The organism is Clostridium sp. DL1XJH146 (assembly GCF_054819755.1).
In genome coordinates, this window is the sequence record NZ_JBTVVN010000016.1 from 64,957 (window position 1) to 81,361 (window position 16,405).

At 29.0% G+C, this 16,405-nt stretch carries 15 protein-coding genes; 3 read left to right on the forward strand and 12 right to left on the reverse strand.

Annotation, left to right across the window (positions count from 1 at the left end; translation table 11 throughout):
* Nucleotides 1-53: 53 nt before the first annotated feature.
* Together ACVHXK_RS09690 and ACVHXK_RS09695 are read right to left on the reverse strand one after the other, a co-directional pair.
* Nucleotides 54-398, reverse strand: a complete 345-nt coding sequence (locus tag ACVHXK_RS09690; RefSeq protein WP_461206188.1) for a cupin domain-containing protein — start codon at nt 396-398, stop codon at nt 54-56.
* Between the two features lie 76 nt (nt 399-474).
* Nucleotides 475-1,308, reverse strand: a complete 834-nt coding sequence (locus ACVHXK_RS09695; protein WP_461206189.1) for a YARHG domain-containing protein — start codon at nt 1,306-1,308, stop codon at nt 475-477.
* A gap of 236 nt (nt 1,309-1,544) precedes the next feature.
* Between ACVHXK_RS09695 and ACVHXK_RS09700 the strand changes: the two genes are divergently transcribed.
* Nucleotides 1,545-2,036, forward strand: coding sequence for an MgtC/SapB family protein (locus tag ACVHXK_RS09700; protein WP_461206190.1), 492 nt, complete (start codon nt 1,545-1,547; stop codon nt 2,034-2,036).
* Nucleotides 2,037-2,126: 90 nt separating this feature from the next.
* On the opposite strand, the gene ACVHXK_RS09705 is transcribed toward ACVHXK_RS09700, so the two are convergent.
* Both ACVHXK_RS09705 and ACVHXK_RS09710 read right to left on the reverse strand, forming a co-directional pair.
* Nucleotides 2,127-2,792 carry an FMN-dependent NADH-azoreductase gene (locus tag ACVHXK_RS09705; RefSeq protein WP_461206191.1) on the reverse strand — a complete coding sequence of 222 codons (666 nt, stop codon included), beginning with the start codon at nt 2,790-2,792 and terminating at the stop codon, nt 2,127-2,129.
* A 203-nt stretch (nt 2,793-2,995) separates the two neighbouring features.
* On the reverse strand, nt 2,996-3,565 hold the full coding sequence (locus ACVHXK_RS09710) for a DUF1836 domain-containing protein (protein WP_461206192.1): 570 nt from the start codon (nt 3,563-3,565) through the stop codon (nt 2,996-2,998).
* A 249-nt stretch (nt 3,566-3,814) separates the two neighbouring features.
* Here ACVHXK_RS09710 and trhA point away from each other — a divergent pair, with 249 nt between their 5' ends.
* Nucleotides 3,815-4,462 (forward strand): PAQR family membrane homeostasis protein TrhA, encoded by a 648-nt coding sequence (gene trhA, locus ACVHXK_RS09715; RefSeq protein ID WP_461206193.1) that lies wholly within the window; start codon nt 3,815-3,817, stop codon nt 4,460-4,462.
* Between the two features lie 40 nt (nt 4,463-4,502).
* On the opposite strand, the gene ACVHXK_RS09720 is transcribed toward trhA, so the two are convergent.
* The 6 genes from ACVHXK_RS09720 to tsaD all read right to left on the reverse strand — a co-directional run bounded on the left by ACVHXK_RS09720 (nt 4,503) and on the right by tsaD (nt 13,402).
* Nucleotides 4,503-5,240, reverse strand: coding sequence for a nuclease-related domain-containing protein (locus ACVHXK_RS09720; protein ID WP_461206194.1), 738 nt, complete (start codon nt 5,238-5,240; stop codon nt 4,503-4,505).
* 357 nt (nt 5,241-5,597) lie between these two features.
* Nucleotides 5,598-6,878, reverse strand: a complete 1,281-nt coding sequence (locus ACVHXK_RS09725; protein ID WP_461206195.1) for a M14 family zinc carboxypeptidase — start codon at nt 6,876-6,878, stop codon at nt 5,598-5,600.
* Between the two features lie 69 nt (nt 6,879-6,947).
* Nucleotides 6,948-9,056, reverse strand: a complete 2,109-nt coding sequence (locus tag ACVHXK_RS09730; RefSeq protein WP_461206196.1) for an efflux RND transporter permease subunit — start codon at nt 9,054-9,056, stop codon at nt 6,948-6,950.
* A 5-nt stretch (nt 9,057-9,061) separates the two neighbouring features.
* On the reverse strand, nt 9,062-11,260 hold the full coding sequence (locus ACVHXK_RS09735; RefSeq protein ID WP_461206197.1) for a methyl-accepting chemotaxis protein: 2,199 nt from the start codon (nt 11,258-11,260) through the stop codon (nt 9,062-9,064).
* Between the two features lie 409 nt (nt 11,261-11,669).
* The gene (locus tag ACVHXK_RS09740) at nt 11,670-12,293 is read right to left on the reverse strand and encodes a TetR/AcrR family transcriptional regulator (RefSeq protein WP_461206198.1); all 624 of its coding nucleotides are present in this window, start codon (nt 12,291-12,293) and stop codon (nt 11,670-11,672) included.
* Between the two features lie 83 nt (nt 12,294-12,376).
* On the reverse strand, nt 12,377-13,402 hold the full coding sequence (tsaD, locus tag ACVHXK_RS09745; RefSeq protein ID WP_461206199.1) for a tRNA (adenosine(37)-N6)-threonylcarbamoyltransferase complex transferase subunit TsaD: 1,026 nt from the start codon (nt 13,400-13,402) through the stop codon (nt 12,377-12,379).
* A gap of 189 nt (nt 13,403-13,591) precedes the next feature.
* Here tsaD and ACVHXK_RS09750 point away from each other — a divergent pair, with 189 nt between their 5' ends.
* Complete coding sequence (locus tag ACVHXK_RS09750) at nt 13,592-14,212, forward strand: RusA family crossover junction endodeoxyribonuclease (RefSeq protein ID WP_461206200.1); 621 nt, start codon at nt 13,592-13,594, stop codon at nt 14,210-14,212.
* Between the two features lie 346 nt (nt 14,213-14,558).
* Here the strand turns inward: ACVHXK_RS09750 and ACVHXK_RS09755 are convergent, their stop codons facing one another.
* Both ACVHXK_RS09755 and ACVHXK_RS09760 read right to left on the reverse strand, forming a co-directional pair.
* Nucleotides 14,559-14,927, reverse strand: coding sequence for a DUF1667 domain-containing protein (locus tag ACVHXK_RS09755; protein ID WP_461206201.1), 369 nt, complete (start codon nt 14,925-14,927; stop codon nt 14,559-14,561).
* 3 nt (nt 14,928-14,930) lie between these two features.
* Nucleotides 14,931-16,190 carry an NAD(P)/FAD-dependent oxidoreductase gene (locus tag ACVHXK_RS09760; protein ID WP_461206202.1) on the reverse strand — a complete coding sequence of 420 codons (1,260 nt, stop codon included), beginning with the start codon at nt 16,188-16,190 and terminating at the stop codon, nt 14,931-14,933.
* Between the last annotated feature and the right edge of the window lie 215 nt (nt 16,191-16,405).

Genomic DNA, 16,405 nt, shown 5'->3' on the forward strand with positions numbered 1-16,405 from the left:
AAAAAAAGCTACAATAAAAATTTTCACTTTAATGTAACTTTAGATATTATAATTTATTCTATTACTACTAATGCAAAAATTATCAAATCGTCTATTCCATCATTTATAAGTGCATGCGTTTCTTCACTATAAGTTATTGTTACATCCCCTTTATGCACTTTTTTTTCTTTACCATTATCATTAAAAGTACCTCCTCCTTCTAATATATAAAAAATTTCATAATCACCTTGGTGCTCATGTTTTCCAACGGATACTCCTGATTTCAAAATAATTGTATTAAATAAACATATTTTTTCCTTCAATTGCTCTTTTGTCAAAAGTTTATAAATTATAGCTTCTCCATGGCCATTTTTTATCTTTCTTACATCAATTTCTATATCTGATTTATGAATAATCAAAATAACCCTCCTAATGCAGTATTACACATTCTTATGTCTATTTTATTATATCCATTATAATTATCTATTGTTACTATTATCTATTATTTTCTTCTTTTAATATTAAGTTAACGTTATAAGTTTCAGTAGGATTTAATTCTCCTTTATAATTAGCATTTGATTTATACCAATCTTTCTTAGCAAAATAATCCTTCAAATCTGAAGATTTAAAATCATACCCATGTCTTGCAAATATCTCATTTCTTGCAATTTTTAGTGAATAATTATCTAAAGAGTTTATTTGTGTATATGTCAACTTTTCTTTATCACTCTTTTCAAAAATATATCCTCCTACTAAATTAGTTTCAACTACAACATCCGCTGAGACAATATTTCCAATTTTAGTAGCCTCGATTGTTGTCATTAAAGCAGGCTTCCCATTATATGTGTACGAAGCATAACTTGCAACAATACCTTCTATAGTTATATAATCTCCTTTAAAATAATCCGTTGTATCATAATATTCTACGTCAATAAATTGACTTCCATCCTTAATAATCATTTCACATATTATTTCTTTTTCATCAATGTAATCTATAGTTCCTTGGAGTTTAACGTACTTGTCCATATACTTTTCTGCATTACTATTTAATTCATTCACAGAAACCATATTTATTTCATTATATTTACTTTTTTCAGCATCTTTATTGAACTCATCATCAGTATCTTTTTCTAATTTTTCATCATTTTTTTCTATAATCTCTTCTTTATTCTCAATGTCTTCATCTATGTTATTTTTATTATTTTGAGCATCAATATTTATTGCATCGTTTACAGCTTCATTATTTTTTTTAGTATTGCCACATGAAGTAATGCTAATCAAACAGAAAATCACTATTGTTATAGATATAAATTCATTTTTCCATTTCAACTTAAACACCCCTAATATAGAATTTTTAAGATAAAAATTCTTATGTAATATTTGTCTACAGTATAGGATATTCTCGTAAAATTCTTTTATTCCAAACAACAACTAATATTATTCCATTTATAATACTATATATATGATATACTTATTTTTTTAAGTTCTTTTTTTTCTAATATCTCACATTAATTTATTAATTTAGTATATTAAAATTAAACTCATGTAAAATATAGGAGAATATTATGACTAAGATAGAAATTTTAACTCGTTTAATAATTTCAGTATTAATTGGTGGTATTATAGGTTTCGAAAGAGAATATAAAAACAGACCTGCTGGACTTAGGACCCATATGTTAGTATGCGTTGGCTCCTGTGTTGTATCAATAATACAAATACTTATGATTGAAGAAGCTACAAATATGATAACAGCCAATCCCGCACTTAATGCTTCCATAAAAGTTGATATCGGACGAATGTCTGCAGGTGTTATTTCTGGTATAGGCTTTATAGGTGCCGGTACAATCATACATCATAAAGGTTCTGTTAGTGGCCTTACTACAGCAGCTACTCTTTGGATTGTAGCTTGTATAGGAATTGCAATTGGCATGGGTTACTATTTTCTATGTATATCTACAACAGTAATCATCATTCTTGTAGTTGTACTTATCAAAAAATTCGAGAAAAAACACTTCCTAAAAGCCAACAATGAGTTGGACTACGAGGAATCTGAATAAAGCTAAATCATACAAAATTATTTACATCATTTTCATAATATAATAGGGGATGATTCCCTTTTAGAAAATCATCCCCTATTATACTATTATCTAAATTTTAATTTTATCCTCATGGCTTACCTTGTTTATTATTTTATCCATATCACCATATGCTTTATGCATAGCCTTTTCCACTCCTATATCGGGCATATCAGTTCCTTGAACTAATATTTTTTCAAATTTTTTAACCCCTAAAAACTTAAATATATCTTCAATATATTCTACGCCATGATTCATTCTCCAATTTATAATTTTAGGATATACTCCTCCTGATGATTGGATATAGACCATAGTTCTCTCTTTATCATCTAGTAATCCATGTACTTCTTCTGGAGATACTTTTATTACTTTATTATTCTGTACAATACAATCAATATATCTTTTTAATCTTGAAGGAAAACTTACACTCCACATAGGTGCCGCAAAAACATAAGTATCTCCTGATAAAAATTGGTCTGCTAATTGATTTATTCTATCTACAGATTTTTTATCTGATGAAGATAACGCCTCATAATCTTCTCCTTTTACAGTTTCTGCTCTGCGCTCAAATAATTTATAATCTAATTCTGGAATATCTTCACTGTAAAGATCTAACTCATCTAATTCAAAATCACTGTTTTTTGCTAAAAATCTATTTACAAATTCTCTTCCAACTTTCTTACTAGTAGATTCGTTTTCTGGTTTTGAATTACATGTAATGTAAAGTAATTTTTTCATAAAACCGCCTCCTCTTTCTATATCTATTTTGGTCTTATATATGAAAAATATACTTCCCTAAATAATAAAAAAATAACACTCAATTTTATATAAGTATTATTTAAATTTATTTTTATTATATTATTATGAAATTATTATAATTAGAATTGTATTGTAGTTTATCTATACATGTACAAAATAATTTGAAGTATTATGCCTTATTATCATTTCTTACTCATATTCTTTAGTATAAGTTCTGCAAGTCTTTTATTTAAATCTGCTTCTAATATTAATTTAGTTATATATTTAATGGCTTCGTTTTTATCATTAGATGTAATTAATTCAATATTTTTTTCGTAATCTCTATTAATGTTTTCTAATACTTGCTCTTGTATTTCCAGAAAACTTTCATACACCCCTTCTATAATTTCATTATCAATAATATTATTTTCTGCACTGACTTTATCCTTTTCTATTTCTGTAGCTTTTAAATCTTGCAAAAAAAACATTTCATCTATCTCACCTAGAGTAATAATATTCTTTAGATGATAAATCATTATTAATTCCATTACTTGATTCTTATTATATTTTTTCTTTATTGGTTTATCAATAACCTTAGCCTTTACATAATTATTAATCATAGTTTTTGTAAGAATTTTATCTTCTTTATCAACTTTCAACTTTTTTAAAGTATTTTCTAAATATCCTGTGACTTGGTCCATATATAAATCTATATTAGGAATATCCTCGGCTCTAACTAATTTATGTGATAATAAATTTTCCCAATTATTCATAAGCTTATCCCCCCTTTATCGATAAAAACGTACTTTTGTAATGAATAATTTCAATGAACTAACTCTAATAATAAAAATATAACCAATACCTATAAAAAATGAATTATTGATACTATATAATTTATTATATAGTATCAATAACAAGGTGTCAAAATTAAAGGTAATCACTTGTTGACTTTAACTTTTATCTTTGATATTATATTAATGTAATTTAACTTAGTTTTTAAAACTATGTGTGGAGGTGCTTATATGAACCATTCAATACGTGAACCTATAAACTCTATTACCCATTTAATCGGAATCGTTTTATCAGCTATCGGATTGATATTATTATTAGTAGTATCAATTAACTCTGGAGATTATATAAAAATTATATCTTCAGTAATTTTTAGTATTGGGTTAATTGGATTATATACTGCTTCAACAGTCTATCATTGGAGTTTAGGCTCAAAGAATAAATTATTAATTCTCAGAAAATTGGACCATACAATGATTTACGTCCTAATCGCAGCAACATATACTCCCATTTGTCTAATTTCTTTAAAAGGTTTTACTGGATACTTGCTATTAATTATCGTTTGGACTTTAGCTATCGCAGGAATAATATTAAAATTGATTTGGTTAGATGCTCCTAGATGGCTTTATACTAGTTTCTATTTAGGGCTTGGTTGGGCAGCAATCTTTGTAATTTATCCACTATATAAAATATTACCTACAACCGGGTTAATTCTTTTATTTGGTGGCGGTTTATCTTACTCAATAGGAGCGATTTTTTATGCAACAAAATCGAAAAAAATAAAAATTTGGAAATTTGGTTTTCACGAGATTTTTCATTTGTTTATCCTTTTAGGTAGTTTCCTTCATTATTTAATGGTCTATAACTATATTATAAATTAAGTATTTAAAACAAGCGATATATAAGCATCGCTTGTTTCTCTTATTTTCTACCTTCAATTCTATAATCTAATGCTACTAAAAGTTTTTTTATTGCTTCTTTGCTAATATTATTTTTGTTTTGAAGTTTATTCTGGATAAATTCTTTAATTTCACTATCTTTAATTACTGCTATATTTTTGCTTATGACATTTAACTTAAATCCGTCACCTTCACTGAATACTACTAGAGAATTAATATCTATATAGTTATTAAAACCCTCTTTTTTTAAAAAGTTTCTAATAACTTTTTCATGATTAAGTGCTTGTACACATGGATTTGAAAAGCTATTATAATATGCATTTCCTTTTTTGCCCAACTTCTTTTGTGTCCACTTCTCATCCTCTTCTTTTCCGATTATTTCACCCTTCATGTTTTTAGTCTCAATATTTATAATTCCATAAGGAGCTACTACTAAATGATCTATCTGAGCGCCCATATTCCCATCCCATAAAGTAATATCATTATAAATAGAATATTCTTTTGGAAGCTTTTTTAATCTTTTAGCTATTATTTTTTCGCCTTTAATCCCATAATTAAGTATTTTTATTTTAAAAATATTTCTCTGGATATAACCTATTACTACCGTTACCAATATAAGCTGTATATAATAAACATAATTGATATACAAAAATCCTGTCAAAGGAATAAATGCTGAAAATAAATACGTAATAACTATATTACCTATTAGTTTGTTTCTCTTTTTATGTACCGATTTTTCTTTACTTTTTACAATTGCCATAACTTTATCATCCTTTTATTATTTTTGTCCACTGTCAATAATATTCTAAAACTTAATTATTTAATTAAGTTTTAGAATTTGCGTGGCAAAATCCACTTTATTTGTAAATTGCTAATTACAAATTGTAAATATTTTGTACATTAAAGCTATTTATATAACAATACTTATAAATCAGCAATTCTTTAAAACATAGTCTATTACTATTATATCCTATAATAAGCTGTTTTCTCTCAAAAATTATATAAAAAAAGAGATTTTTTAGCCTCACTAAAAAATCTCTTCATCAAATGCTAACTGTTCACTATAAACTTAACACTGTGAACTATAAACTGTGAATTGTGCACTATGAACTATAAACTATTCTCCAGTTATTGTTGCCGCTCTAAGCAACAATCCAATATTATCTCTATAAATCTTGTCAAATTGACTAATAGACAAAGGATTAATTCCAACACCAACCTCTACCGTATATCCTGGTTTCATGAATTTCTCAATAACCCAATCTTTATATCCCGCGTAAGATGCACTTCCATATGTCTCTGCTAAACTATAGCCTGCTTCCTTAGCTAGTTCCTCTCCTATCTGCTTCATTCTATCCGTTGCCATATTTTCATAATTCCAATATATAACTTCTCCTTGACTATGATAAGCAAGAACTAGCTCAGGTAAAATTTTTTTTGTTAATTTAACAACTGTTTTAGTCTCAGGTTCTGATTCAGGAGCCGGTCCTGAATATTTTCTTGGTCCAGGCCCATAAACACCATATGCCGCTTCTGAATCCTTAGATTCCTGCCAAGATGCATCATAATTATGATTTAAGTCAACGCCTCTATTATTAGCACTCCAATTTGTTGAAAAATTACTACTTCCATTATTCCACTTAAATAAATCATTGTAATATGGATTATCTTTTTTAAGTCCATTTAATACTAAATCTATTCCATCTGGATTTACCATAGGCATTATATATATTGTACTTTTTTCCCATATTTCTGCTGGGTCAAATCCCCCAAGTTTATCTTCATTTCCATAAGCTCTAGAAAAATCCTCTATAAATTTAGTGAGTACAGGAGTTGTTAGCCATTCTAATGCATGGTGTGAACCATTATAAAATACTTTATTAGGTCCCCTTCCTAATTTTATATAATACAATTTCTTCCCAAGCACACTCTCTCCCGCTGACTCTAATTTTAAGAATGGATATAATTGAACCAAACTTTTCAAATCCATTTCCATAATATCATAAGTATAATCAACATTTGTATCAACTACCGTTATCATATATGGGACTTTTATTTCCATACCCACGATTAAATTAAATGGATTCAAATCAGGATTTGCAATTAAAATAGCATCTACATCACTATAATATATATTTGCTATTTTCCATAAAGTATCTCCATTTCGTACCCTATAAACATCATACCCTCTATAATATTTTAATAGTTTATCCCAAGTCTGTGGGCCAACTACCCCGTCTTCTTCAAGACCAAAAAAACTTTGAAATCTTTTAATAGCCATTTCTGTTTTTCTACCAAATATTCCATCAGCTGACCCAGCATTTAATCCAATTTTATTAAGTACAGCTTGTAGTTTTTTAACATCTGTTCCTCTATCACCAATTTTTATTGTTCTCAAATTATCCTCCACCTATAATTATTCTCATAATTATTCTACTTAAGATAGAGAAAACAAGTTACATAAAAATTAATTATTATCTGCAGTACGAGCTTTTATAGCTTTTTTAATACTTGGTTTATCTTTCCAATGAAGTGATGTAACACTTATAACTTTTTCACTAACTAATAATAATGAAGGAAGTATAAATACGATTATCACCATACTAACTAAAGCCCCTCTTGCAAGCAATGTACATAAAGATTTAACTATATCCATATCTGAAAAGATACCAACTCCTGCAGTTGCTGCAAAGAAAGTTAATCCACTGGTTACAATAGATCTTGCACTACCTTGTACTGCTATTCTAGCAGCTTCTTTTTTGTCAAATCCATTTCTAATTTCTTCTCTAAATCTATTTGTCATCAGAATAGCATAATCAACAGTAGCTCCTAGCTGAATACACCCTATTACGATGGATGCTATAAAAGGTATTGTACTTCCTGTATAAAAAGGTATTCCCATATTAATAAATATTGCTAGTTCAATAGACATAACTAAAATAATTGGTATAGTAACAGACTGGAACACTACCATTATAATGGCAAATATAGCAATTATCGAAGCTATACTTACTCGTTTAAAATCAGAATCAGCAATTTCTATTAAATCTTTAGTAAGAACCCCTTCACCCGTCACATAAGCATTACTATCATAATCCGCTAATATGGCATATATTTGGTCTATTTGTTCGTTTTCTTCATCTCTAGCTGCTTTATATTCAGAATTGGCTATTAACAATTGATAATTATCATTCTTAAATGTAGAGATAATTTCTTCTGGTATAAATTCCTCTGGTATTCCCGGTCCTACTAATTGACTATAAGAAAGCACATTATTTATTCCATCAAGGTCTTCAATCCTATCACTTATATCTTTTACCTTAAATGATTGTATATCACTATCAAGTGCAATAAAATGTGTTGTAGTCATATTATACTGATCTTTCAACTTTTCAGTAGCAACTATTGATGGAAGATCTTTAGGTAAAGATTCATCTAAATTATAATATACACTAGTATGATTATTCCCATAAATAGCAGGAATAAAAGCTAGTAAGAATATTCCAACAAAAATTCCATACTTACTTGTAACCACTTTAGCTGTTCTTTCAAATGTAGGTAAAACTGTTCTATGTCTAAATCTATGAATAGGTTTATCAAAAATCAAAATTAAAGCAGGTAAAATTGTTATTGTTGATATTAAACCTATAAATACACCTTTAGCCATTACTATACCTATATCTTTACCTAATGTTAAGTCCATAACACACAAAGCTAAAAATCCAGCTATAGTAGTTAGAGAACTACCTGATATTGATACTAATGTTTTAGTAATTGCATGAGACATAGCTTCTTCTTTTGAACTGAAATTTTCTAACTCTTCATCATATCTATGCATCAAGAAAATGGAATAATCCATTGTAACTCCAAGCTGCAAAACTGCTGCTAGTGATTTCGTTATATATGATATTTGTCCAAGGAACATATTTGTTCCAAAGTTATATATAATAGCAAATCCTGTTGATAACAAAAATATAAACGGTATAAATACTGATTTATTTGTTAGAGATAGAACTATTATTGACAATATAACTGCTATCATTACATAAATTGGCGCCTCTTTATCAGCTAATTCCTTAGTATCTTTTACTATAGTAGAAATACCACTTAAAAAACATTGCTCATTTAACAATCCTCTTATATCTGAAATTGCATTCAAAGTTGATTCATCTGATGCTTGACCTGTATATTTTATTATCATCATAGTAGAATCTTCTTGAAATAATATATCCTTAAAATCATCTGGCAATATTTCAGCAGGTACTGAAACATCTAAAGCATCATCTATCCAAATAACTTTTTCAACGCTATCAACTTTAGCTATTTTTTCTTTTAGCTTAACTATATCATTAGTATCCATACCTTCTACAACAAGCATGGATGTAGCTGCATCATTGAATTCGTCTGCAATAATAGTTTCTCCCATTACCGAATTTAAACCCTCTGGCAAGTAAGTCAATATATCATAATTAATAGGTGTGTTAAAATATCCATAAGCAGCTGGTAACAATAATATCACAGCAACAATTAAAACTAAAATTCTTTTATGTGCAATAAAATCTGCAAATTTTTTCATTTTTATTACCTCCTTGCAGTCTGATCAACATTAGCATCATCATTGCTAAAAATATTTTTAAGCCAATTAAAGAATCCTTTTTCTTCTTCTTCAGTAGCATCTGTATTTGTTTCTACAATTTCCGGTTTAGATATTTCACTAGTTTTGATAACAAATTTGACTTTTCCTTCAGTTCCATCTGCAAGTCCACTAAATGTTCCATATTCTTCGCTAAGCTGGAATAATTTATCTTTTGTATCTAAAAAGTCTTGTACTGTGTCTATTGACTCACTTACTTCATCACTTAAACTTTGAATTCCTTCTTCATTAAATTTAACCATGTTGTCTGATAGTTCTTTTGAACCTTCTGAAAGTTTATTTGAAGCATCTAATAGTTGATTAGAACCATCATTTAATTCTGTAACCCCAGCTACTAATTCTGGTACTGCTGCATTTAAAGGATCTGTTCCTTCATTAACTAATTTTGCAGTTCCATCTGTAATCATAGAAGAAGCTTCATATAATTGTTTTGTACCATCTTGAAGTTCAGTAGTTCCAGTTATTAGGGCTGGTACGCTTTGAGCTAATGGATTAATTCCTTCTTCTACTATTTTGTCTAATCCTTGTGAAACAGCTTGAGCACCTGCATTTAATTCTCCAACTTTTTCATCAAATTCAGTTATGCCTGCATCTAATTGACCAAGACCTGCTTCAAGTTGACTAGCACCTGTAGCTAATTGATCCGCCCCAGAAACTGCTGCTTTTTCAGCTGCTTGTAATTGACTTAACCCAGCACTTACTCCGTCTGCACCTGCATCTGTTGCTATTAATACTGCTTCTATTGCTTTCAATGATTCATATAAAGGATTAGTTTCCCCTACTGCTACTATTAAGTCTTGTACTCCTTTTAAACTACCTTCTATCCCTGCATCAACTTGACTCTGTCCTGCAATAAGTTGCCCTGTTGATGTATCCATTGTACTTAACCCTGTACTTAAATCTTCTATACCAGGTGCTAAACTAGTACTTCCTGCATAAAGTGCATCAGTACTTGCTTTTATAGTTGCACTACCTTCTACAACTTGTGTTGTTCCATCTGCAATTTGAGTTGCTCCACTTTGAGCTTCTTTAACTCCTGCTGATAATTGTGATATTCCATCACTTAATGGTCCTACATTAGCCGCAAAAGCATTTATTCCAGTGTAAAGATCACCGAATTTACTATAAAACTCAGCTTGACCTTCATTTAAAGTTTTTGCTGATTGGGCTAATTGTTGTACTCCATCTCCTAATTCTTTACTTGAAGCACTTAACTTACCTATTCCAGAATTTAAGTCAACAAAATGTGAATTAAATTCTTTTTCTCCATCAAGTAATGTTATAGTTCCATCTGACAATTGTTGACTTGCATCATTTAATTCATCTATTCCATCTCTTAAATCATCTAAAGATTTAGCTTCTTTTAAATCATCTAATAATGACAAATCAGGAGTAGCTGTAATCATTATTGGTCCCATTTCAAAATCTGTAACATCTGCAGTTATTTCAAGAGACTCTTCTAATTGTAAATCAATATCATAGTCTTCTGATAAAGAATCAAAATCTAAACTTTCTTTTAATCCCGGCACAGATACAAAAGTAATAACTTGATTATTACCATCTGAAATAATTTCTCCTTCATTAACTTTTACATTTTTAAAGTTATCTAAAGGTAAATCTACAACTGTAGCAGTTGTAAATGGTGTATAAACTGTTTTTTCTTTACCATTTATAGTTACTACTTGTTTTTCTTTATTTGTTAAGTCAACTTTTATTTTAACTTCTCCAGATTGTCCAGCTAGTTCTTCTGCTTCTATTTCATTTCCATCTAGATAATATTTAACTGATACTCCCAAAGGTAATTCTTTTTCTGCATCTCCACGATAGTAAACATCTCCACTATCATTTTTCCAAATAAGAGTTTCTCCTTCTGCTTCAGGAACATCATCACTTTTCAAATTTTCAATGTTTTGAAGCATACTTTTATCTTTTATTTCTACACCTAGCTCGTCGCTGTGCAACCAGTCACTTACTATCTCATTAGTAACATCACCATTATTATCTAAAGTAACATATACTGTTTCATCCTTTTTAACTAAATTATCTCCAAGTACAGTATTCGCACTCATAAAAGTTGCCAATACTACGATACATACAACTCTTTTAGACATACAATTTTTTTTCATACAAAATTCCTCCTATAATATAAATAGCAATTGACTCTTCGTCATTTTTTTAGTTTACTAAAGACTATTATATACTAAAATGACCAGCAGTCAATATTATCTTTTATAATCATCTCGCGCATTTGTTAATATTTTTTATCTATACCATTAAATAAACAAATGTAATTTAAATGTAAACATTTGCTTTATCTATAATCATCCATATACTCCTCGCTCATTAAATTATTCTAATTTTATTCCAAATTTCATCTATTTACTCCCCTTTACTCTTTAAATAAAATTATTTTTCTTGAATTTCATTAATAAAAAATTCATATCTTTTGTGTAAATAAATATTAATATTTCCTTTACAATAAAAAAATAGAGCTAAAACAAATTGTTTTAACTCTACTTTGAATATCATTATAATTTAATTTTCAATCATCAGCCGAACAGTTTTATACAATATAGGCTTCATTTCATTAATATCATAAGGTTCTTTGTTTATTATTGAGCTATAGCTTATTGAACTTGTAAGTTCAAGAGCAGTAAAAAAAATCTTTATAGCTTCTTTTTCATCTTTACCTTTTTCTTTTAGATAAGTAATAAACAAATCAAACATTTCATGTATTTCTTTGGCACTTTCTCTATACTGATCATGGAGAACTTTTTCAAAAAAGCCCCATGTCAAATTTTTATGTATTAGCTTCAGTACCGTTTTATTTTGATCTAAATAGTCTATAATGTTATCTAAAAAAAGTATTAGTTGTTCTGAGTCTAACTTTTCTTTATCCATTGCTTCATGATTTACTTTATCCATAGCATGCTTTAAAACAGCAGAACTTTTATTTAAAACAATCCTATCAACAATATCATACTTGTTTTTATAATACAGATAAAAAGTACCTTTTGCCACACCTGCTTTTTTTACTATATCATCTATAGCTGTCTCATTAATACCTTTAGTTGTAAACAACTCATATGCAGCTTCTAATAGATTTGTTCTTTTTATATTTTTCTTCTGCTGTGCTTTTCCTATATCGCCTTTTGCCATATAATCCACTCCATTTATGACTATTCGTCACTAATTCTATACTATAATAATACATTCTTTTATAAAAATAATCAAATAGGTTATTATCTCTGCCCTAATTTTAAATTTGGAATTGCATTTATATCAAAAGATGACCTTCTGCCATTCTCAAATTCAAAATACGCAGCACTTCCTATCATAGCTGCATTATCAGTACATAACTTCATTTCAGGAAAAAGAACTGTAATTTCATTTTCATTTGCTTTCTTTGTCATAGTTTCACGTAATGCCGTATTTGCAGCAACGCCTCCAGCTATAGCTATCTTATCTAATCCATTTAATTTACATGCTTTTATTGCATTTTGCACTAAATTGTTAACTACTTCATTTTGAAAAGAAGCTACAATATCTTCTTTAATTATTTCTTCACCCTTCATTTTAGCTTTATTCAAATAATTAAGAACTGCAGATTTTGTACCACTAAAAGAAAAATCTAGAGTATCTTCACCATGAAAATTCGGCCTAGTGAATTTATATGCATTAGGATTACCTAGTTTGGAAAGCTTATCAATTTTAGGTCCACCTGGATATCCCAAGCCTACAGCTCTAGCAACTTTATCAAAAGCTTCTCCAGCGGCATCATCTCTTGTCTGTCCTAAAACCTCAAATTCCCCATAATCTTTCATATAAACTATAAAAGTATGCCCTCCTGATACAACAAGACACATAAATGGTGGCTCTAAATCAGGGTACTGGATAAAATTAGCACTTATATGCCCTTCTATATGATTAACACCTATTAAAGGTTTATCTAAAGAATAAGCAAGGCCTTTAGCATATTGAAGTCCTACAAGTAATGCACCAACTAGTCCTGGTCCATATGTAACAGCAACTGCATCTATATCATTTAATTTAATATCCGCTTCTAAAATTGCTTCATTAACTACTTTACTAATAACTTCAATATGCTTTCTTGAAGCAACCTCTGGTACAACCCCACCAAAAAGCTTATGTATATCTATTTGGGAAGCAATTACATTAGATAACACTTTTCTTCCATTAACAACTACGGCTGCAGCTGTTTCATCACAACTTGATTCAATAGCTAAAATTTTTATCTCTTTTTTCATTAATCCACCAACTTTTCTATATTCAGCTTAATTATATTTTATTATATCTCTTTTTGTCAAATAACTAAAAAAATTATATATCAATAATAATACTTTTAAATTTATTTCTATAGGAATTATAACTCAACTATTTATATATACCTATTATTTTTTTTGTTATAATAGAAATAGCTTAGAAAGGAAGTTAATATGAAAAATCATGCTAGAGTAATAGTTAAAGGTTCCCCCATAACTAAATCAAATTTTAAATTATCTAATAAATCTGGAAGAAGTATACTGCCATATGCATCTGGTAAATATCACGATAGATATGCAATTTATGAAGAGCAAATAGCCTTCGAAGCTCGCTGTCAAAACCCTAATATAGTTTTAACCCAGTCTCTAATAGCTATATTAAAAGTATACTATAAGAGCAAAAAAAGACATCCTGATACAACTAATATTCCAAAAAGTATATTTGATGGAATAGAAAAAAGCGGTTTAATCATAAATGATGCTCAAATAAGGAGACTTGTTATAGAAGAATATTACGATTCTGAAAATCCAAGATTCGAACTAGAACTTTTTGGTGAAAGTGATTACGATTTAACTTTTGGAATTAAAAAAAATAGTATTGTTAAAGAACAAATTGATTATGAACCACCTGCAAACAAAAAAACTTCTAATAAAACAAAGCCGAAAAAAGCAACACCCATAATAGAAAAAGGATGTTGCGAAATTTGTGGTAAAGTTTTGAATAGCTACAACACAATCTCCGCAAATAAAGGACAAACGTTGATATGTAAGGATTGTTTTGAGAAACTATTTTAAAACCGAATGCACAATGAACAATTTACAATGCACAATTGCGGATGATTCTCTTCGTTCCTCAGAGAATCTTAATTTAATTTAAAAAATTCGAAATAATAGAAAAGTTAACCTCCGTTACAAACTATACATTGTAATTGAGCATTAATACATTAAAATATTAATACAAAAATTAAGATACAGTAAATAAAGCAGTAGCTCAATTTGTATAAAAACAAACCTAGCTACTGCTATTTATTTTAATCTTTTGTTTTTTTATTGATTTTATTGATTAAAGAAATTATTTAGCTTCGCTAAATAATTTCCACCTTAATTGTGCATTGTGCATTGTACATCGTGCATTATATTTCTATTGTACTTTACTAATACATCTAGTAGCAACTATATTAACCCCAGTACCAGCTACATCTTCTACAATTATATCGCCCTCTTTAACAGGTGCTTCTACAGCAAGTCCCTTTAAAGATTTCATACATTCTTTAATTTTTCCTTTTGGTATATCCTTTTCAGTTTTAACTGACACCATAGCCACATTACCATTATTAACCACTACAGAGGAACATACTATTCTAGTTGGATTAGTACATTCTTTAACAGCATAGTCTTTACCTTTAGGGCATGTATTCCCTGCTACTTCAACAACTTTTCCTTCTTCAAGTTTAATGTCAAGAGGACAGCCTAGAGGACAGCCAATACAAATTAATTTTCTTTCTTCCATATCCTATTCCTCCTCCAATTTAAAAGTTATTTTAGTACAATTTGGATATTTATCAAACATCATTTTAGGTATCTTAACTGTTTCCATCTCGCCTGGCGCCATAACTTTTTTCTTCTTATGAATTTCTATTTTATCATCAAAATATACTGAAACAAATTTATTTTCAAATACATCTCCAACTCTAAATCTAACATCGATAAATTTATCAACATTATCAGGATTTATAGTTTTAGGAACTGTATATCTAACACCATCAACAGCAACTACTTCTATACTATCTCCCGTTGTAAATATTCCTTTAACAAATTGAGCAGCACTTGTCCCTGCTTGATAACTCTCTAAAGTAACAAAATCAACTAAATCATGAACATGAAGTACATTACCACAAGCAAATATTCCTTCTATATTAGTTTGCATTGTCTCATTTACATAAGGACCACCTGTTACATTTGAAAGCTCAACTTCTGCATATTTTGATAATTCATTTTCAGGAATAAGTCCAACAGATAGTAATAATGTATCACACTCTATATATTGTTCTGTTCCTTTTATAGGCTTCATTTTCTCATCAACTTTAGCTATTGTTATTCCTTCTAATCTATCTTTTCCTTTAATTTCTGTAACTGTATGAGCTAGAAGTAATGGAATATCAAAATCATCTAAACATTGAACTATATTTCTTTTAAGTCCACCAGAATAAGGCATTAATTCTACAACAGCTTTTACTTCAGCCCCTTCTAATGTCATTCTCCTAGCCATAATCAAACCTATATCACCTGATCCTAATACTACAACTTTTTTACCAGGCATATATCCTTCCATGTTAACAAATTTCTGAGCAGTACCAGCTGATAAAATCCCCGCACATCTAGTTCCTGGTATGCTAATTGCTCCTCTTGATCTTTCTCTACAACCCATAGCCAAAATAACAGCTTTTGCTTTTATTTCTATAATTCCATCTTCTTCATTAACTGCAGTAATAATTTTATCTTTATTTAAATCAATTACCATAGTTTTTAGCTTATACTCAATATTTAATTCCGCAACTTTGTCTACAAATCTTTGAGCATATTCAGGCCCTGTTAATTCTTCTTTAAAAGTATGAAGACCAAACCCATTATGAATACATTGATTTAAAATTCCACCAAGTTCATTTTCTCTTTCTAGTATTAATATACTATCAATACCTTCTTCCTTAGCTTTTACAGCAGCAGCAAGACCTGCAGGTCCGCCCCCTATTACGACAATATCATAATTAACCATTCTTATCCCCCTTTTTTTTAGTTCACAGTTCATAGTTCACAGTTCACAGTTCACAGTTAAATGATAATTTTGCTACCCAAAATCTTAAATTTAAATTAAAGATTTTCTGAGGAACGAAGAAAATCATCCTTAATTGTACATTGTGCATTGTGCATTGTGCATTGTGCATTGTGCATTGTGCATTGTGCATTGTGCATTGTGCATTGTGCATTGTG